The organism is Verrucomicrobiota bacterium (assembly GCA_016871675.1).
GTDB lineage: Bacteria > Verrucomicrobiota > Verrucomicrobiia > Limisphaerales > VHCN01 > VHCN01.
The window spans coordinates 1-19,943 of sequence record VHCN01000064.1; the positions used below are offsets into that span (position 1 = coordinate 1).

Annotated in this window: 11 protein-coding genes, 1 tRNA gene and 1 pseudogene; 5 read left to right on the forward strand and 8 right to left on the reverse strand. The window is 65.2% G+C overall.

Annotation, left to right across the window (positions count from 1 at the left end; all coding sequences use genetic code 11):
- Positions 1-12 precede the first annotated feature (12 nt).
- Complete coding sequence (locus tag FJ386_12275) at positions 13-783, forward strand: hypothetical protein (protein ID MBM3877480.1); 771 nt, start codon at positions 13-15, stop codon at positions 781-783.
- A 269-nt stretch (positions 784-1,052) separates the two neighbouring features.
- Here FJ386_12275 and FJ386_12280 read toward each other — a convergent pair.
- Positions 1,053-1,286: pseudogene (locus FJ386_12280) on the reverse strand (transposase).
- Positions 1,287-1,950: 664 nt separating this feature from the next.
- The gene (locus FJ386_12285) at positions 1,951-2,655 is read right to left on the reverse strand and encodes a helix-turn-helix domain-containing protein (GenBank protein MBM3877481.1); all 705 of its coding nucleotides are present in this window, start codon (positions 2,653-2,655) and stop codon (positions 1,951-1,953) included.
- Positions 2,656-2,734: 79 nt separating this feature from the next.
- On the opposite strand from FJ386_12285, the gene FJ386_12290 reads away from it, so the two are divergent.
- Complete coding sequence (locus tag FJ386_12290; protein MBM3877482.1) at positions 2,735-3,100, forward strand: hypothetical protein; 366 nt, start codon at positions 2,735-2,737, stop codon at positions 3,098-3,100.
- On the opposite strand, the gene FJ386_12295 is transcribed toward FJ386_12290, so the two are convergent.
- Both FJ386_12295 and FJ386_12300 read right to left on the reverse strand, forming a co-directional pair.
- The gene (locus tag FJ386_12295) at positions 3,084-4,100 is read right to left on the reverse strand and encodes a hypothetical protein (protein ID MBM3877483.1); all 1,017 of its coding nucleotides are present in this window, start codon (positions 4,098-4,100) and stop codon (positions 3,084-3,086) included. The two genes, FJ386_12290 and FJ386_12295, sit on opposite strands and share 17 nt — an antisense overlap.
- Before the next feature lie 187 nt (positions 4,101-4,287).
- Positions 4,288-4,362: transfer RNA gene (locus FJ386_12300), tRNA-Cys, on the reverse strand.
- A gap of 302 nt (positions 4,363-4,664) precedes the next feature.
- On the opposite strand from FJ386_12300, the gene FJ386_12305 reads away from it, so the two are divergent.
- From FJ386_12305 to FJ386_12315, 3 genes are all read left to right on the forward strand, one after another.
- The gene (locus tag FJ386_12305; GenBank protein ID MBM3877484.1) at positions 4,665-5,939 is read left to right on the forward strand and encodes an NADP transhydrogenase subunit alpha; all 1,275 of its coding nucleotides are present in this window, start codon (positions 4,665-4,667) and stop codon (positions 5,937-5,939) included.
- Between the two features lie 158 nt (positions 5,940-6,097).
- Positions 6,098-7,021, forward strand: coding sequence for a DUF1365 domain-containing protein (locus FJ386_12310; GenBank protein MBM3877485.1), 924 nt, complete (start codon positions 6,098-6,100; stop codon positions 7,019-7,021).
- A complete protein-coding gene (locus tag FJ386_12315; protein MBM3877486.1) occupies positions 7,018-8,343 on the forward strand; it encodes a class I SAM-dependent methyltransferase in 1,326 nt (441 codons plus the stop codon). Before FJ386_12310 ends, FJ386_12315 begins: the two co-directional genes overlap by 4 nt.
- Positions 8,344-8,369: 26 nt before the next feature.
- On the opposite strand, the gene FJ386_12320 is transcribed toward FJ386_12315, so the two are convergent.
- The 4 genes from FJ386_12320 to FJ386_12335 form a co-directional block, all read right to left on the reverse strand.
- Positions 8,370-9,377, reverse strand: coding sequence for a cobalamin-independent methionine synthase II family protein (locus FJ386_12320; GenBank protein ID MBM3877487.1), 1,008 nt, complete (start codon positions 9,375-9,377; stop codon positions 8,370-8,372).
- A 124-nt stretch (positions 9,378-9,501) separates the two neighbouring features.
- Positions 9,502-10,989, reverse strand: a complete 1,488-nt coding sequence (locus FJ386_12325; GenBank protein ID MBM3877488.1) for an insulinase family protein — start codon at positions 10,987-10,989, stop codon at positions 9,502-9,504.
- A 25-nt stretch (positions 10,990-11,014) separates the two neighbouring features.
- Positions 11,015-12,757 (reverse strand): insulinase family protein, encoded by a 1,743-nt coding sequence (locus FJ386_12330; GenBank protein ID MBM3877489.1) that lies wholly within the window; start codon positions 12,755-12,757, stop codon positions 11,015-11,017.
- A gap of 112 nt (positions 12,758-12,869) precedes the next feature.
- Positions 12,870-19,943: DUF1080 domain-containing protein (locus FJ386_12335; GenBank protein ID MBM3877490.1), on the reverse strand; the 7,074-nt coding region annotated here is incomplete at its 5' end.

Sequence of the window (19,943 nt, forward strand, 5' to 3'; positions counted from 1 at the left end):
CGACAGTGCTCTATGGCCGAGCGAACACTTTTCATAACTACCATCACCGGCACTCTGGCCGATCATGCGCCCAGACCGGCCAATCTATTGAGCGTTCACGACTGGTCCGACCGCATAGATGGACTCGACATTCGCTTGTTCTCAGCCGGCTTGCTTGCGTCGGCAAAGTCAGCGCACTGGCAGCGCAGCCTCACTGTCTCCCTGCTGGCTGAACTCGCACTCTGGGATCCAGATGTTTGCACTGCGGGCGCATCGCGAACGTTGGCCGAACTTATTGAGCCTTCGTCCTGGCTTTCGGAAATTGCCACTGCAAGAGGTTGGTCGCCCGATGAAGATCCCAAATCCGCCCCCGCCCTTCGTCGCGGCATCCGCCAGCACTTTGAGAGTGCCCCCCGCGTTCACTCTGCCTGGCTTGCATTGGCAGGTTGCCGAGAAGCACTTGATTATCGCGTATGGAACGCTCAAGTTATGACTCTCTTTCCACTTCTGGAGCGTCATCGTCGATCACTGCTCAAGGCCTATGGGGCAATGCATCTTTTCAAAATTCCTTGGAAAACGACGTTTGGGCAGATAGAACGCGTAGAAGATTTGGAGTTGAATCACATTGCGGACCAATTGGATCGACACAACAGCCGAGGCCTACGCGATATCTGTGAATTTGTTTGTTGGTTGCGCGATCTCCGAAATGACCTGGCTCACCTTTCACTCATCCCGGCGGTTCGCCTCTTGCACCCCTCATTCTCATCCCGATTGGGCCAATATCAATCGGCTGACGATTTTTGAAACCTCTGCATCCCTGTCACCGAGCGAATGAAAACCGGCCAGGGTTTCGCGATTCAAAACCGGCCAGTCTGAGGCGAGGACTTCATAACAGGATTGGGTTTGGGTTCAAGGTTTCGTGGTTTGGTTCTGCGGCGACCACCGGCGACGTGTCCGCGAGGTAGAACGAGCCGGGGCCGAGCTGCGAGCCCTCAGCTCGCGGGCCCGGCGGCGGGCGGTTCGTTTGATTTCCGGCCCTTCTTGGGTTCCTGGGTGATCCCGGGCGCTTCCTTCACGCGGTAGCTGCGCCCGGTGATGGCGATGACCTGCGCGTGGTGCAGAAAGCGGTCGAGGATCGCGCCGGCCGTGGGCACGTCGGAGAGGAGCTTGCCCCATTCCTCCAGCGGCCGGTTGTTGGTCATGATCGTCGAGCGGTTCTCGTAGCGGCGCATCACCACTTCGAGCAGGTATTCGCCGGAGTTTTTGGGCAACTGTTTCAACCCCATGTCATCAATGATGACCATGTCGTGTCACCGAGCAGTTAAAAACCAGCTAGTGATTCGCACGTCAATCCTTCATCCGCCCACCCACAGCTAAAAGAGAAGGAATCGCGAGAAAGCGACTCCTTCACTTTGAGCGGGCAGCGTTTTCTTTGCTCTCCCAGCCCAGTTTTCCTCAGCCCAACCTTCGCTGTTTTCATTCAGCGCAGCGCAGGGCGGGAGGGTCTGGACGCGTCCTTCACCCGGTAGCTCTCGCCGGTGAAAACGATGACATGCGCGTGGTGCAGGAAACGGTCGGCGGTTGTGCCCGTTACGTCGCACGGTCGATCGACGCAGAAGATTCAATTCACGACTTGCGGCTGCGCACATGGCGTCCTGTCTCGATCCACGGACGATCTGCGCTGGCGGACGTCGAAACACGATTGGAATCCATGGAAACTCCATGTAACTCCCATGAAAACTCCATGGAACCCGTGGAACCGCCGTCGAGGTCACCGAGCGAACGAGAACCGGCCGCAGGTGTGTCCGTCTAGTTCATCAACTGGATCATGATGCCAAAGGAATGGAGCGACGTTGCAAGCCGTCCCGAACCTCCGCTTTACCGCACCGACCGGTCAAGCCGTGGACAGACACCAATTCGACCTGATGTCGCTCGGGTGAACCGTCGCCGCCTTCCCGCAACTCGAACCCATTATAAGCCATTGGTTCTGAGCTGCTTGTCGACACAAAGTCCGTGGTTCTTGCCCAATTCATTCAGTTGCTTCTCCAGACGCCACAGGATCAGGTCGCAGTCCTTGTGCTCCAACGCCGAGCGGACCAACCGATCCGCGCGCGCGAGCACCTCCACCGCTTGAGCCCTTCGAAACAACTTGTCCTCTTCCTTTGCCAAGCGGCGGGCAATCGCCTTGCAGTCCATGTTGCTGGGAAGATCCACCGGCTTGCCATTCCGCGTCACATCGAGGGTCCATGACACCCCTAGGACCGCGACCAAGCGCTCGCGACGTTCTGCCATGGTGGCGTGATACGGCGTTCGTTGACCCGCCAGACCGACCGAGCAACCCTTTGACCATCGTTCGAACCGCCCCATTTCCGCATCCGTGGCAACCCTTTGGCTTCGCCACATGCGGTGCCGGTCGAAGTCCTCCCTGGTCAACCGTCTTCCGTGCGCACCGATGGGCTCGGATTCGTAATGGCCTGCCAAAAGCCACCGGAGGTCAACGCCGGTTTCCTGAGCGATCCGCCGCGCCAGTTCCTCGCCGAGCAGGAGCGAGCCCAACTCAATGCGCTGGATGGCGGTCTTACTGCGGCCGACGAGGGCGGCCAGTTCCTTCTGACCGAGGGCGAGGCCGCGGCGCAACGTGGCCAGAACGTGCTGGTTCTTGGAGTGGGCAGGCATGGGGCAACGTAGGTATGCCTTAAATGTGTGCTTTCCGGTTGATTTGTCAAGCCTCAGGGTTACGTTTCGGGCACTGCAAATGCGCGAAGACCAACGGCAGTTTCTTTCAGTGCTCGGACGAGTGCCGTCGCGGCTGACGGCCGAGCAGACGGCTTGGGTGCTGAACTGCCAGCCGCACGACGTGCCCGTTCTGGTCGCGGCCGGGCTGCTCAAGCCCCTGGGCAATCCGCCGCAGAACGGCACCAAGTTCTTCGCGGCCTCCGAGGTCATCGAGCGTTCCGACGACGTCAAGTGGCTTGGGCGGGTCACGGCTGCGATTTGCGGACACTGGCGCACGCAAAACGCCCGGAAGCACCATGCCACACGAAACGGAGCGCCGAATGACGATCCGGTGCTGCTCGGTGCGGCCGAATCGAACGGAGAATCGCCTATGTTAGAACGGTGAGCTTCTCGGCCGCACGCTGTTCGTATTCCTCCAGCGAAGGCACCTTCACCAAGGCCTTCCTCGCATAGGCTCGATGCACGGCCTTGCTGTTGTGCCCGAGGGCCTCCTGCGCGAAACGCTCCGGATAACCGACGATCCTGGCCCGCTCCGCCCACGCGTAGCGGTAGCTGTGGAGCGTGACGCCATCGATGCCAAGTTGCTTGCAACGCTGGCGGAACTCAGTGGCACGGTCGCCGGGCCGCACGCTGGCCAGATACGGGAAGATCAACCCCTCACCCGGCAAGTCCTCCAGCAGCCTCAAGGCCTCCGGCCCGAGGTGGAGCACGACGGGCGTGCCCGTCTTGCGCCGGAAGAAGCTCAACGTCTTGTTCTGCCAGTCAATGTCTTCGCCCGTGAGAGCGGCAAGGTCGCCCTGGCTGGCGCCTAGATGCCAGCACAACTGGTAAAAGACGCAGCGCTCGGGATTGACCTCGGCGGCGATGACCCGCCGATGCTCGTCAAGCGTGATGGCGCGCTTCTCCTTGTGGCGGACCACAGGCCACTGGCGTTTGGGAATCACCGTCGCCGGAAGCCAGTTCATGTCGAGCGCGAAGTTGTGCATCCTTCGCAGGAACACGTTCGTGGAGACCTTGCAGCCGTCGAGCACGCGCAGGAAGTGCTCGGCCTGTGTCTCGACCAGCTTGAGCGGACGAAGCGGGTCGAGCGCCCGCGACTTGGCGATGGTTCGCCAGCGGTGCTGATTCTCCCCCTGTCGGGTGCGGATGATCTCAGCGAGGACATGCTCCCAGGTGCGCGACACGCTCAACGGGTCGGCCACCGTGAGATACGTGCGGGCGATCTGCATATTGAGCGCAGGCTGGCGCACCGCTTCGTTGCGTGCATGGAGGAGCGTGAGCGCCTCGGCCTTGTCCTTGGTGCGCAGGCTGGTTTGCTTGCCGGTCTTGGAGTCCTGGCAGTAGAAGACGCTGCCTCGGCGGAACAGGGTGAACTGCGGATTCATGATGCGGTCTTTCTTCCATGAATCGTGGCCCCGGCGACCACCCGCGCGTTAACCCGTAGTGGGCCGTTGGTCGTGAAGTTCTGCCAAGCAGTGGAGAGTGGTCGTTGCACTCGCCCCTGACCGACGGCTTCACTGACAGGTGGCCCCTCGGATTGTCGCAACTCCTTGCCGCGCAAGCGGCAAAACCTGGAGGCGAGGGTCGGAATCGAACCGACGAATGGGGCTTTTGCAGAGCCCTGCCTTACCACTTGGCTACCCCGCCGCGGCGCCGCAAACAATACGAGAGTGAATCTTCGGTGCAAGCGTTTGTTCGAAATGCTCATTCTGAGCCGCTCTTCTCACCCGTCTGGCACCCGACATTATCCGACTCGACTCACTAGTATTGCTTCTTCGGTGGCTGCGCTCCGGCTAGACTCTCAGTGTGTCGATGACGCGTTGCGCGATGGAACCGGCAGACCTCCAGTGCACTCGTCGTGTGTCCCTCGTCATTCGCGTGCCTCTCGCGCGTCCCATCGCCTGCTCAATGTCAGCTGTCCGCCGGACAGGCCGCCCTAGTTCCTCTCAATGACCCGCATCGCCATCATCGGCACCGGCATCGCGGGGCTCGGGTGCGCGCACTTCCTCGAGTCGCGCTTCGATCTGACCTTGTTCGAGCGGAATGACTATCCCGGCGGCCACACGAACACCGTGTCGGTGGAGGAACCCGGCCGGGCGGTGCCGATTGACACGGGATTCATGGTCTTCAACGAAGTCACGTATCCGCGCCTCACGCGCCTCTTCCGCGAGTTGGGCGTGGCGACGAAGGCGACCTCGATGTCATTCAGCGTGCAGCATGTGCCGAGCGGATTGGAATTCTGCGGGTCGAGTGTGAATCACCTCTTCGCGCAGCGCCGCAATCTGCTTCGCCCGCGCTACTGGCGAATGCTGCGGCAAATCAACCGCTTCAATGGCGAGGCAGCCGTCGCCCTGGACGATCCTGCGTTCGCGAACCACACGCTCGGCCGCTACGTGGCGGAACGCGGTTACGGCGATGACTTCCTGAACTTCTACCTCGTGCCGATGAGCGCCGCTGTGTGGAGCACGCCGCCGGAGCGAATGCTCGAGTTTCCGGCCACAACGCTGCTGCGCTTCTTCCACAACCACGGCTTCCTCGGCCTGCACACGCAGCATCCGTGGCGCACCGTCTCGGGCGGCGCGAAGACTTACGTCGAGAAGATCGTCGCACCGCTGCGCAAACGCGTCCGCCTGCGCTCGACTGTCGTGCGCGTCGAACGCCTCGCAAACGGCGCGCGCGTGACCACGACGGACGGTCGCAGCGAGGACTTCGACAAGGTCATCCTCGCGTGCCACGCGGACCAGTCGTTGCGCCTGCTCGCGGACGCCGACGTGCCGGAGCGCGCGCTGCTTGGCGAGTTTCAGTATCAGAAGAACCTCGCCACACTGCACACGGACGGCTCGGTGATGCCGCGCGCCCGCCTCGCGTGGGCCTCATGGAACTACCGCATCGAGCACGGCGCCGCGGGCCGCGTCGCGCCCTCGACGATCTACTGGATGAACAGCCTGCAAAGCGTGAGCGAGCACGAGAACTACTTCGTCTCCATCAACGCGCCCGGCCTCATCGCGCCGGAACGCGTGCTGCGCCGCATCGAGTATGAGCATCCGCTGTTCAACCTCGGCGCGATTCGCGCGCAGGCGGAATTGCCGAAGCTCAACCAGCGCTCGCCGTCGCAGGCGGTCTATTTCTGCGGCAGCTACTTCAAACATGGCTTCCACGAGGACGCGCTCGCGTCCGCGCTGGACTTGTGCCGCGCCCTCACCGGTGAGAGGATTTGGACGTGAGTCCCAGCGAGGCTTGGAGAGCGCGCCCGCCATCGGGTGCGGCCAATCGCGCCCTCGCGGCGGGCTGCGGGATGGGTTCGGCATCTGAGACGCCACGCGGCTCACTCGCGCCCACGTTTCCTGCGGTGGCGCAGGAAACAACGCCCGGGGCGGGTGCGATTCCGTTCCGCTCCGGCCTCTTCGAGTGCTCGGTGATGCACCACCGGCTCGCGCCCAAGGAGCACCAGTTCCGCTACAAGATCTTCCTCTTCGCGCTCGACCTCGACGAACTGGATGCAGTCGCCGCGCGCCTCCGCTTCTTCAGCCGCAACCGCGCGAACCTCTACTCGTTCCGCGATGAAGACCACCTTTCAGCGGCAGTGCTGAAGACCACGAACGCACACAGACACGAAGAGAATCCTGACCAGGGCGTTCCCTCCGTGCGTTCGTGCCCTCGTGGTTCAAATCCGGTGAAGGAGAATGTAGTTTCGTGGCTCGCGCAGCAGGGCGTCACGCTGCCGCCGGACGCGCGCATCCAGCTTCTCACGTTGCCGCGCGTGATGGGCTACGTCTTCAACCCGGTCTCGTTCTACTTCTGCGCCGACGCCGCGGGCGCGCCGCTCTGCGCCGTGGCCGAGGTGGGCAACACGTTCCGCGAGATGAAGCCCTTCCTGCTGCGGCGCGAGGATCTCCAGCCCGACGGCGTGTTCCGGCGCGCGGTGCCGAAGCACTTCTACGTCTCGCCGTTCTTCGCGCTCGACCTGGTGTTCGACTTCAAGCTCCGCGTGCCGGGCGAGTCGCTCGAGATTCACATTGACGACCGCGAGGACGGCCGCCGCGTGCTGCTCACCACGCTCGCGGGCCGGCGCGTGCCGCTCACGGACGCGCAGCTCGCGTGGCAGACGCTCAAGTGCCCGCTGGTCACGCTCAAGGTCATCTCGATGATCCACTGGAATGCGCTGCGGCTCTGGCTCAAGAACGTGCCGTGGCACCGCAAGGCGGCGAATCCGCATTTGCAACGCGACGTGATGCGCCCGCATGAATCGCTGCGCCGCGCGGGTGGAGTTGCACCGGTCGAAAGCACCCCTTCGCACGCTCCATGAATCCAGTGACGCCACATGAACCGGGTCGGACGGGTGGAACGGGCTGTCAGCCGGATGCCCCGACGGCGGACACCTCGCAACCTCTGGCGGCGACAAGAAGCGCTCCGTCGCTGTGGCGGCGGCTTGTGCTGCGGGCGTTCGCGCAGATGCGGCGCGGCGGGCTGCGCATGGAACTTCCCGACGGCTCGGCGCACTTCTTCGGCGAGCCGGGCGCGCACGTGACCGCGGTCATCCGCGTGCAGAGCGCGGAGTTCTTCAAGCGCTGCGTGCTGCACGGCGACATCGGGTTTGGCGAGGCGTTCGTAGACGGCGATTGGGACACGGACGATCTCACCGCGGTCATCGCGTGGTTCATCACGAACGTCGAGGCCGCGCCCGCGATGTCCGGCTCGCGCGCGCGGCCGCTGATGTTCAACCTGCTGCGCGCGGTGAATCGCGCCGCCCACGTGCTGCGGCCGAACTCCGTGGCGACGAGCCGGCGCAACATCCGCGAGCACTACGACCTCGGGAACGATTTCTACGCGCTGTGGCTCGACCCGACCATGACGTATTCGAGCGCACACTTCGTGTCGCCGGAACTGACGCTCGAACAGGCGCAGGTCGCGAAGTATGACGCGCTGTGCCGCAAGCTGCGGCTCAAGCCCGCGGATCACGTGCTGGAAATCGGCTCGGGCTGGGGCGGCTTCGCGTGCCACGCGGTGAAGACCTACGGCTGCCGCGTCACGACGCTGACGATCTCCGGGGCGCAGTTTCAGTTCGCCCGCGGGCGCTTCGCGCGCGAGGGCGTGGCGGACCGCGTGGAAATCCGCCTGCAGGATTACCGGCACGTCACGGGGCGGTTCGACAAGATCGCGAGCATCGAAATGCTGGAGGCCGTGGGCGACCGCTACCTGGAAACTTACTTCGCGAAGTGCCACGAGTTGCTCAAGCGCGACGGCCTGCTCGGGCTGCAATACATCACGTGCCCCGACTCGCGCTACGACGAACTGCGGCGCGGCGTGGACTGGATTCAGAAGCACATCTTTCCCGGCTCGCTGCTGCTGTCGGTGGGCCGCGTGAACGTGGCGCTGAACCGCACGGGCGACCTCTTCCTGCACCACCTCGAAGACCTTGGACTGAGTTACGCGCGGACGCTGCGGACGTGGCGCGAGCAGTTCAACGCGCGGTGGCCGGAGGTTCGCGCGCGGGGGTTCGACGAGCGGTTCGCGCGCAAATGGAACTACTACCTTGGCTACTGCGAAGCGGCCTTCGCGCAACGGCACATCACAGTGGTTCAGGCAATCTACACGCGGGCGAACAACCCGACGCTTGGGGCGAGGTGATGCGGGGTCGCGCCCGATCGATTGCCTCACCGCGTCCCGAGAAACTTGTCCCTGCCCGCCACGAGCGCGGACATCTTGCGGTCGGCCACGCTGCGATGGAGCATCCAGAAGCCGCAGTCTGGGTGAACCCATTTCACGCGTTCCGCGCCGAGCACGGAGACGGCGTGCCCGATGCGGCGCGCGACTTCGTCCGCGGTCTCCACTTCGTTGTCCTTCACGTCAATGACGCCGACGCCGAGCGCGACGCCGGGGCGCAGGTCGCGGAACGCAGGCAGTTCGTCGTAACCGCGCCGTGCAAATTCGAGGACGAGGTGGTCCACGTTGAGCCGGTTGAGGAACGGCACGAGGTCGCGCCAGAATCCGCGCTGGATGCTTTGTCCGCCGTAATTGCCGAAGCACAGGTGCAGGCCCTTCGCGCCGCGCGCGCCGCTCATGGCGTGGTTGAGCGGTTCGTGCGCCCACGCGGCGTCGGCGGCGTGGCCGGGCAGGTTGGCCTCGTCCATCTGGATGACCGGCGCGTCAATCTCCGCGACCTGGCGGCGCAGCACCTCGGCGAGCGCCATCGCGAGCGCGCGCACGTCGCGGTAGTGCTCGTCGAGCAGCGTTTTCGCCAGCATGTAGGGCGCGGTGAAGGTGAACTTGAGCGGCCGGGGCGTGAGGCCCTTCACAAAGGCCCACTGCGCGGGAAGATCAAGCGAGCCCTCGTCCACGGGGCCGCGGACGACGCCCGCGGGCCGGGCGCGGAAGCCCATGCCTTGCTGCGCGCGAAACGCCGCGGCTTCCGCGCGCGTGAGGCCGGTGGTGATGCCGCTCATCGGCGCGATGAAGTGCTCGATCATCCCGTTGGTCTCGGGATGGCTGGTGTTGAAGCGCGAGAGTTCGCCGTCGGAAATCACGTCGAGCCCGCACAGTTCCTGCGTCTTCAGCACGACGAGGATGGCGTCACGCAGGGCGGGCGTGGTGGGGAACGCGGCGAGCCACGCGGGCACGGGGTAGCTGCCGACGACGGTGGTGAGGATGGACGGCTCGGGCACGGGGCAGTTGTATCGGGGAACGGGTGATGCGTGAAGGGGAAGTTCGGGCGCGGCGGAAGATGCCAGCCTTCGTTCGCTCCGTTTCCTGCCGTTCTGAACCCGCCCTGCGTGTGCGTGGCGCCGCCTACTTCTGCGGCTTCATCGTCAACGGGTCGCGCAACGGGATGTCGGTGAGTTTGCCGCGGGTGAGGGATTCGAGGCTCACGGGATGGTCGGGGTGGCCGAGCAAGATCTCCTTCTTGTCGCCGACGATCAGCACGGCGAGCTGGTCGAGGGCGAGGTGTTTCCTGGCCACGCGCACGATGTCGTCCTTGGTGACTGCGCTGACCTTGTCACGGTAGGTCTTCCAGTAGTCGGGGGTCTTCGCAAAGCGTCCGCTGAACTCGTCGCCGGCAAATGTGGCCGCGATTTGCGACTTGGTCGCGAAGGTGCGCGGGAACGTCTCGATGTAGGATTTCTTGGCCGTGTTGAGTTCCTCATCGGTGACGGGCTCGGTCGCGATGCGGCGCATTTCCTCGACCATGATCGAGGTGGCGTAGGCGACGGTGCGCGACTTGGACTGGAACACCGCGACGACGATGGTCGGGTAATACGTGCCCGCCGGCACCGCCGAGCCGGCCGAGTAGGCGAGACCCTCGTCGGAGCGCACGCGGTTCACGAGGCGCGACGTGAAGCCGCCGCCGCCGAGGATGTCGTTCATCACCTGCAACGGGAAGTAATCCGGATGGTCGCGCGTGATGCCGGGCATGAGCAGCGAGACGCGGCCCTGGTTGACTTCCTTGTTCACGATGTAAACGCCGGGCTTGGCGAACGCGACGTCCGACGGCACCGGTGGCGGCGTTTCGCCCTTGAAGGGCCAGTTGGCGAAGAGCGCCTCGAGCTTCGCGAGCATCGCGCTGCGGTCGAAGTCGCCGTTGACCGCGACGACGAAGTTCGCCGGGTGGAACCAGCGCTTGTGAAATCCCTCGAGGTCGGTGCGGCTGATGGAATCAATCGAGGCCGCGGTGGCGTGACGGTTGACCCAGAAGTTCTCGCCGTAGCTGAGGAAGCGCCGCTCGCGCTGCTCGATGGCGGCGGACTGGTCGTTGCGCTGATTCATGTCCTGCAGAATCTGCTGCTTGCGGAGCAGGACCTTGTCGTCCTGAAAACGCGGCGCGGTGAGCACCTCGCGCAGGAGGGCGAGGCCTTCATCGAGGTCCTTGGAAAGCAGGTTGAGCGAGACGGAGCCCTGTGTGTCGCCGACGCTGCTGCTCAGGCCGGCGGCGAGGAGGGCGAGGCGTTCCTCGAGTTCCTCGGCGGACTTGGACTTGATCCCGCCGCGCGCGAGCAGGTAGCCGGTGAGGTCCGCGAGTCCCTCCTTGCCCGCGGGTTGCACGTAGTCGCCGGTGCGGACGGTGATGGCGATGTGGATGAGCGGCAGCTCGCGGTCGGGCACGACGTAGGCAACGGGGCCGGCCTTGAGCTGCACGCGGAAGTCCGCGGCACGGGGCGGCTCGTAAGTGAGCGGCGGGAACTTGAGTTTCTCCGGCCGGTCGGGGATGTCGGCGGCAAGCAATGAACTGGCCGCGAACAGACTGGTTGCAACCACCGTGGACGTTGCTTCGAGTTTCATGGGAAAGGGTTTGTCGACTGTGCTCCTACTTCTTCTCCAGCTCAGCGATGCGCTCGGTCGCTTTCTTGAGCATGAACGTGAACATGGCTTTTTGTTTTTCGTCCGTCACGCTCCCAAGCCGCGATTCGAGCGCCGCGCGGCTTTGCTTGAGCTGGGCGACGTCGGTCGCATTCTTCAATTGCGCCGCAGCCTGCTTCGCCGGGGCGCGCAGTTCCGCGGGCAGTGACGCAAGGTCCGGATCCTCCGGGGCAGTCGACTTGCCGGCCTTGCGCGTGACGATGGCGACCGCGCGGTTTTCCTTCGTGAGATACGTGTTCGCGACGCGGCGCAAATCCGCGGGTGTGACGGCCTGGATTTTCGGGCCGGCTTCGTTGATCTCCCGCCAGTCGCCGAGGCCATCGGTGCGGATGAGCTGCATGAGGATGGGCATGTTCGCGGAGAGCCGGCGGTATTCGCTCGCGGCGAAATTGTTTTTCACCTTTTGCAATTCCTCGGACGGCACGTCGGCGGTCTTGAGCTTTTCGAGCTCGGCGTAAATGCCCTTCTCGACATCCTCGGGCGTGTGGCCGTCCTTGGATTCTCCGCCGGCGTTGAAGACGCCCGCCCACTTGCGCGAGTCTTGCCGTGCGAACACCTCGGTCGCGGTCTTCGAGCCGAGCACGAGCCCCTTGTAGAGGCGGCCGGTGCGGCCCGAGAGCACGGAGCCGAGCACGGTGAGCGCGTAAGTGTCCTTGTGGCCGAAGGCGGGCGTGTGCCAGAGGATGTCCACGCTTGGGTTCGCGTCGGCCTCGGCGATGAGGCGCTTCTCGCCGGCCTGCTTGATCTCGAGTGTGACGACATCGGGCGCGTCGGCCCTGCCGCGCGGGATGCGGCCGAAGTATTGCGCGGCGAGTTTCTCGGCGTCGGCGGCCTTGAAGTCGCCGACGAGCATGAGCGTGATGTTTTGCGGCGCGTAGTAGAGTGCGAAGAACTCGTCGGCCTGCGCCTTGGAGATGGCGGGGATGTCGCTCGGCCAGCCGACCGTGGGCCACGAATACGGGTGCGATTCCCAAAAGAGCGATTCGAAGGCCTCTTCGACGCGGCCGAGCGGCGTGGCCTCGGTGCGCATGCGGCGTTCTTCGAAGACGACGTCGCGCTCGGCGTAGAATTCGCGGAACACCGGCCGCAGCAGGCGCTCGCTCTCCATCCACATCCACAGCTCGAGCTTGTTCGCGGGCACGGTGATGAAGTAGCCCGTCATGTCCGGCGTGGTGAAGGCGTTCATGCCCGAGCCGCCGCCGGTGGTGTAGATGCGGTCGAACTCGTTCTTCACGAGGATCTCGCGCTGCTTCGCGATGAGGTCGGCGAACTCGCGGTCCAGTTCGCGGTAGCGCGGCGTCTTGTTCTCGGGCTTGAGCAGGTCATCAATCTCGCCGCGGCGCAGCATCGCTCGCATCTTCACGTCCTCCCGGCGCATCTCCTCGCGCACGCGCTCCTGCGCGGCGATGATCTCGAGGTCCTTCTTGTAATCCTTCGTGCCGAGCGCGGGAGTGCCCTTGAACATCATGTGCTCGAAGAGGTGCGCGATGCCCGTGATGCCGGGCCGCTCGTTCGCGCTGCCGACGTGCGCGACCCATCCGCCGGCGATGGACGGGTCGTCATGGCGCTCGACCATGAGGAGCTTCATGCCGTTGGGGAGCGTGCGCTCGGCGACGGGGACTTTCTGCGCGCGCGCGGGCGCCGCGAGGAGGAGCAGGAGGAGAGGGATGACGAGATGTTTGGGCTGCATGGCAAAAAGGCGCCCGCATCCGTTCGAGATTCAATCTTCGGGTGCGGGCTCGCGGATAGAACTGCCCGAAAGCGCGGGATGAGTCAACGCGCAATCCTGCGCGGGCCGGGCGTCACGGGGTCACCACGCGATAGAAGCGGTTCGGGCGGTTCGAGGCCGCGCGGTCGATGAACGACTGCACAAACCCGCCGCTGCCGACGACGAACCCGATGTCGGTCCACGTGACAAAGTTCGTGGAGGCCTGGACGCGATAGATGCGGCCGGGTTCGAGGGCGACGTTGAAGGCGAAGCCGTTGGTCTTCAATTGCGCGTTCGGCGTGGGCGGCGGGGGCAACACCATGCTGGTGACGACGGCGAGTTGCACGGGCGCGGAGGTCGCGCCGCCGGCGAGGTTGGTCGCGGCGATCGTGTAGATGCCGGCAAGGTTGGTCGTGACGTTGGTGAGCAGCAAGGTGACGTTCGTCGCGCCCGCGACGGGCGCGCTGTTGCGGAACCACTGGTAGCCGGGCGCCGGGTTGCCGGAGAACTGCGCCGCAAACTGCACGTTGGTGCCCGCGACGGCAAATTGCGCGAGCGGGTTGACCACCACCGCGGGCGGGATGAGCACCGCCAATTGCGCGCCCGCGCTGGTGGCTGCGCCGATGGTGTCGGTGACGACCACATCGTAGGTGCCGGAGTCGGCGACCTGCACGTTGTTCAGCGTCAGAGTCGCGGAGGTCGCGCCCGCAACGGGCTGCGCGTTCCGCCGCCACTGGAAGTTGAGCGCGCCCGTGCCGGCGGCTGAAACCGAGAAGACCGCGGTGCCACCGAGCGCGACGGTCTGCGGGGCGGGAGATGCGGTGACGACGGGGTTGGGCCGCACCGAGATGGTGGCCGTGGCGCTGACGAGCGCGCCCGCCGTATTGAAGATGGTCACGTCGTAAGTGCCGGCGTCCGCGGGCTGGATGTTGTTGAGCACGAGCGAGGGGAGCGACGGGGCGTTGAGGTTTGTGCCGTTACGCCGCCAGATGAAAGTCAGCGGGTCGGAGCCCGTCGCCGCGACGGTGAGCGTGATCGTCTCGCCCGGATTGACGAGCTGGCTTGGGACGGGCTGGAGCGTGATGAACGGCGGGCCGATTATTGTCAGCACGGCGTGTGCGCTGAGCGCTGCGCCGGCGGCGTTCGAGACGATGACGCTGTAGGAACCGGCATCGCCGGGTTGCACGACGGGGATGAAGTAGGTGGATACGGTTGCGCCCGCGATGTCCACGCCGTTGCGCTTCCACTGGTAGGCGAGCGGTTGCGTGCCCGTGGCGGAGACGGCGAAAGTGACGGGCGAGCCCGGCGCAACGGCTCGGCCTTGCGGCTGCAGGACGATGGCGGGCGGGACGGTGTTCGCAATGGCGTTGCCGACCTTGGTGATGAAGAAGTCGGATCCGCCACCGGCTGTGAGCGGGAAGCTGTCCAGCGACCACGCGCCGGAGAAATCGCCCGCGACGTAGGCGTTGCCGGCGGCGTCCGTCTCGACGCGGTGGCCTGAGTTGGCGAGTGTGCCGCCCGCAGTCTTCACCCATTGGATCACGCCGGCGGCGTCGAACTTCGTGATGAACAAGTCATCGAGCCCGGCGTTCGCGACCGGCGTGCTGCTGAAGGTCGCCGGGCCGCCGATCGTGCCTGTGACGAACACGTTGCCCGCGCCATCCGCCGCGACGCCGAACGCGACGTCGTTGGATATTCCGCCCGCCTGTCGCGTCCACAACACCGACCCGGCGGCGTCGAGTTTTGTGAGGAAGATTTCGTTCCCGCCCGTGGTGGTGAGGACGTTCGTGCCGTTGGTCACCGTGCCTTGGAACCGCCCGGCGAGATGCACCGCGCCACCGGGACCGAACGCCACGTCGTTGCCCTGGTCGTCGCCCGGACCGCCGAATTGCCGCGCCCACTGGAACGCGCCGGTGTTGTCGAGTTTCGCGACGAACGCGTCGTTGGAGCCGCGGCTCGTCAGCGTCGTCACGCCGAAGGTGGCCGTGTTCGGGAACGAGCCCGCGACATAAGCGACGCCGGTCGGATCGACGCGCAGGCCGGGATTGTTGTTGTCGCCGGCGCCGCCGTGGCGGACGGCCCACATCGGGTTGCCCGCGGCATCGAAGCGCGCGACAAAACCGTCGAGCCCGCCCGCGCTGACCAGCACGAGTGCGCCGAAGTTCGCCGTGCCCGAGAAGTCGCCGGCGATGGTCGCATTGCCGGCGTCGTCCGTGCCGACGGCGTAAACAGCGTCGTTGCCGGCGCCGCCGACGCGCCGGACCCAATGGAGATTGCCTCCGGCGTCATACTTCGCGAGGAAGCCGTCGCTCTGCCCGGTGCTCGTCACTGTGGTCGTGCCGAACTGCGCGGTGAACTGAATCGAGCCGCCGAGGAATACGTTCCCCGCGTTGTCCACTGCAACGCCGTGCCCGAAGTCGTCCCCTGCGCCTCCCGCCTGCCGCGCCCAGATCACGTTTCCGGCGGCGTCGAGCTTGGCCACGATAATGTCGCGCCCACCCGCGGTGTTGAACGTCACATTGCCCAGCGTGACGGAGCCGCTGAACGCGCCGGCGATGTAGAGGTTTCCGGACGGGTCGCGCGCGAGTCCGCGGACAAAGTCGTCGCCCACGCTTCCCGCGGCGGTCGCGAACTGGAACACCGGCGGCACGTCGAGCGGCGTCACCCGCACGTTGCGATACTGGACGCGCGGGATGCCGCCCATGAGCCGGATGGGACCGGGCGTGGGCGTCTCGAAATCCGCGTTGAAGGTGCGGTCCGGGATCTCGACGTCGTTCTGCACGAGCACGCCGTTGTGGATGACGGTCACGCGCGCGTTGGCGATCTTGGTGTTTCCGTTCCAGCGCGCGGAGCGGAACGTGATGTCGAAGCTCTGCCACTGGCCGGGCGGCAACGAGGCGTTCACATCTGGCGCGCGCACGCCGAAGATGCCGCCGCAGTTCGTGCTGTCGAGGGTCGTCTGCCCGAAGCTTTCGCGGATTTGCACCTCGTATCGGCCCTGCAGGTGGATGCCCACGTCGCTCTGGAAAATGTTCGGCGGCGACTCGGTGCGGAACTCGACGTGGAGCTGGAAGTCATTGAAGAGCGCGAACGAGTCGAGGTCGCCGGTGGCGGGCGCAACCTCGAGCGCGTTGGTGGGGACGATCTGCCACTGAACCGGCAGGGATGGGAACCCTCGCGGGTGGAAATTGGTGACGGTCGAGCCGTCGAAAAGGATGACTTCGGGGTTGGCGTTGCCGAGGCTGAGTTGCGCTGGCCCGCTGGCCACCGTGCCGCGGCCGTCGGTGACGACCACAGAGTAGAAACCGAGGCTGGCCGGCGACACGCTCGGGATGGTGACGGACGGACCGGTGGCGTTGGCGAGGTTCGTGCCGTTGAGCCGCCACTGGTAAGTGAGCGGCGGCGCCGTGCCGAGCGCGACCACGGAAAACACGGCGGTGGCACCTGCCGGAACGGAAAGCGATTGGGGTTGCTGGAGGATGACCGGTGCGATTGTCACCGTGAGTTCTGCGGCGGAGCTGGACGCCGAGCCGATGCTGTTGGTGACCACCACGCGGTAGCTCCCTTCGCTGGCGACGCTCGCGTTGGAAACGACGAGCGCGGCGTTCGTCGCGCCGGGCAGCGGCGAGTCCTCGAACAACCACTGGTAGGCGAGCGGTGCCGTCCCGGTGGCGGTCACGGAGAACGACGCATTCTGGCCGGCGGGCAGGTTGATCGAAGCCGGGTGCGCCGTGATGAGCGGCGCGCCGACAAGTCCGAGCAGGGCGTTCTGGCTCGTGACGGTGCCGCCGCCGTTGCTGACCACGACGGAATACGCCGCGGCATCCGACGCGGACACACCGGGGATTTGGAACGACGAACCGTTTGCACCGGGAATGTTCACCCCGTTCTTGCGCCACTGATACGCCAGCGGCGCGGTGCCGGTGGCGCCAACTGTGAACGTGACGGTCGCGCCGGGCAGGACGGACTGGCTTGCGGGTTGGACGTTGATGGCCGGCGCACCGAGGATGCTGAGCGTGGCCGCCGGGCTGAGCATCGCGCCCGCGGCGTTGAAGACCACGACATCATACGATGCGGCATCGGCCGGCTGCACGTTGGGCAGCGTGAGGGTGCGGAGTGAGGGTGCGTTCAGGTTCAGCCCGCCCTTGCGCCAGATGTAGTTGAGCGGACCAGTCCCGCCCGCGGCGACGTCGAAGGTGACCGTGCTGCCGGCAGCGACCGTCTGACTCTGGGGTGGAGAGATGATGACCGGTGGCTCGATCACGACCAGCGGAGCATCGGCGCTCAATGCCATGCCGCCTGTGCTGAACACCGCCACGCGATAGGGGCCTGCGTCGGAAGGCCGCGCCGCGGCAAGAACCAGGTTGCTCGCTTTGGCCCCCGGAATGGGGAGTCCATTGAATAGCCACTGGTAAGACAGCGGCGCCGCGCCCACGGCGGAGACCACGAACGACGCCGGGGTGCCGACACTGACCGTGAGCCCCTGCGGCTGCATCATGATGAGCGGCGCCTGCACCGTCGCGTTCGTCGCGTTCTGCGCCTGCTGGCCGGGGTTTTGGAATAGAAAATCGATTTCCGAGTCGCTAAGCGTGCGGTTGTAAACCTGCACATCATCGAGCAACCCGTCGAGCGCACTCGCCGGCCCCGTGACCGTCGAAATGCCGCCCAACAGGAAGTCCGCCGCACTGCCCGCGATGGTCACATTGGTGGCAGCGCCTTCGACTGGCGCGCCGTCCACGTAGAGCTTGAGGCCCGGGAGGCCCGGCACTACGGGCGGGAAATAGCTTGCGACCAATTGATGCCAGCTCCCGTCGGTGACCGCGGTTGTCGAGATGGGCGTGGTGGTCGGGGCTCCCGCATGGAACCGGGCGCGGTTGGTCTGGCCGATGGTGATGGGCGCGGGCGAGGCCGGGACTTGCGACACGTTCGCGCCGAGTTCGTAGCCGTCGGCGCCGCCAGGCGTGCGTTTGCCAACCACGACCACGTTCTGCGTGTCGTTGGTGGTCAGCTTCAACCAGGCGACGATCGTGAAGGGTGTGTTGGTGAAGTCGAGCACGCGCCCGGCGTTGACGAAGCCGCCCGCCGCGCGGTTGAGGCTGAGGGCATTCCCGCGGATGCCGTTGGTGACGAATGCCGCACCCGTGGCCGAGAGCAGGCCGTGGTTGTTGCCCGCCGAATCGAGCGCCACGGGTCCACCGGCTTCATCGAACCGCCAGTGGGCAACGGGTGAAGGACTGCCGGTGAGGACGAAGGGGACCACGGTGAGAACGGCGTCGCCTCCCGGTGTGGATGCGGCATGGCCGTAGGAGCCCCTGGTTTGCACGGAATACGGACCGCTGTTCGTCACGGTGACGCTGGTCAAGGTGAGTGTGGAGTTCGTCGCGCCTGCGATGGGCGACGGTCCGGGGAGCGGTGCCGGCGCGGGGCCGCGAAACCACTGGATGTCAATGGTGCCATTCGGCGGCGTGAAGGTGAACGTCACATTTTCGCCGAGCGATGCGAGCACGTTGGAAGGTGTGATGAACAGGGTCGGCGGAGCGCCAACGGTCAGGAAGGCGTTCGAACTGGTCGCCGTGCCGAGGGTGTTGGCCACAAACACGCTGTAAATCCCGGCGTCCGCAGGGGAGATGTTGACTCGTGACAACGCGCTGTTGGTCGCGTTCGGGATTGCCACGCCGTTTTGAAACCACTGGTAGGTGAGCGGAATCAATCCCGTCGCCCCGACGAAGAAATTCGCGGTCTGGCCGGGCGGCAGAATCAGGCTTGAAGGCTGCTGGACGATCACGGGAGGGCCGGTGCCGCCGGTGACGTTGAGCACGGCGACGGCGCTGTTGGTCGCGCCGGCGAGGTTGGTGACGGCGACGCTGTAATTGCCGGCCTGGGCGAGTTGCACGTTCGTGAGCACCAGCGTGGCGTTGGTGGCGTTGGGAATGATCGAGCCGTTGAAGTCCCACTGGTAGCGCAACGGCGCGGTGCCGGTGGCCGTGACCGTGAAGGTGGCGTTGGAGCCGAAGCCGACGGTCTGGCTTTGCGGTTGCGCGGTGATCGCCGGCAGCACCAGCACCGTCAACACGGCGGGCGAACTCACGACGGAGCCCGCCGCATTCGCAACCGACACCGTGTAATTCCCCGCCTGGTTCGTCGTGATGTTGCTGAGGGTGAGATTCGACGACGTCGCCCCCGGCAGAAACGTGCCGTTGAAAAACCACTGGAACGTAAACGGCCCCGCGCCCGACGCCGCCACGCTGAACGTGGCACTGCCGCCCACGAGCACCGTCTGGCTCACCGGATTCGTCGTGATCGTCGGCGGCGGGATTGTATACGAGATGTTGACGTCGATGAACTCGTTCGAAAACGTGCCGCTGATCGTCGTCGGCGTGATGAAGAACCCGATGTTCGTGTCGCCAAACGTGCGTCCGAGAGGCAGCGCGTGCTGCGAGAAGTTGGCCACCGCCGGCGTCATGTTGAGCAGCCGGCTCCCTTGCGTCATGTCCGAGGACAGCCCCGGCGGCTGCATGCCCCACCGGACTTCCAAACCGTTGCTGAGGAACGTGTCCGTCGGATCGGCCCGCCTGAAGCCGAGCCAGTAAGCCCGATCCGACTGCTGTCCGATCGTCACCGCGCGCACCCCGCTCACCAGCGTCGAGTCGTGACGGAAGATACGGTAGACGCCTCCCGTGCTCGCCGATCGCCAGCCCGTGCCCGCGGGAATCCACAGCAGGTAGGATTTGAACCACTCATTGAAATGCAGGAACTCGTCGAAATTATTCGCCCCCATCATGTCATAATTGTCCCCATACTCGTTGTGCGTCCCGTTCGGGTCGATTGGATCCGTCCCCGTCACATCCCACCGGTTCGCGTGCGACAAGCCGTAGTTATGGCCCAGTTCGTGCGCGAGCACGCGGAGATCGAACGCGCCATTCACCCACATGCCCTTGCCACCGAGCGTCGCCAGTCCTGCAAACCCGTAGGCCGCCCCGTTGATGTTGCTGAAGGCCACCGTGTCGAGGTCATACCGGTCGGGGTTGAACGCGCCCGTGCCGCCATTCTGTGCGTCGAAAGTCCGCGCGGCCGCCAGCGCGTCCGCCCGCAGCACGTTCACCGAGGCACCCGCGTAGAACGCCTTGGTCTGCGGCATCCGGAGCACCACCGGGATGTTCGAAACGGT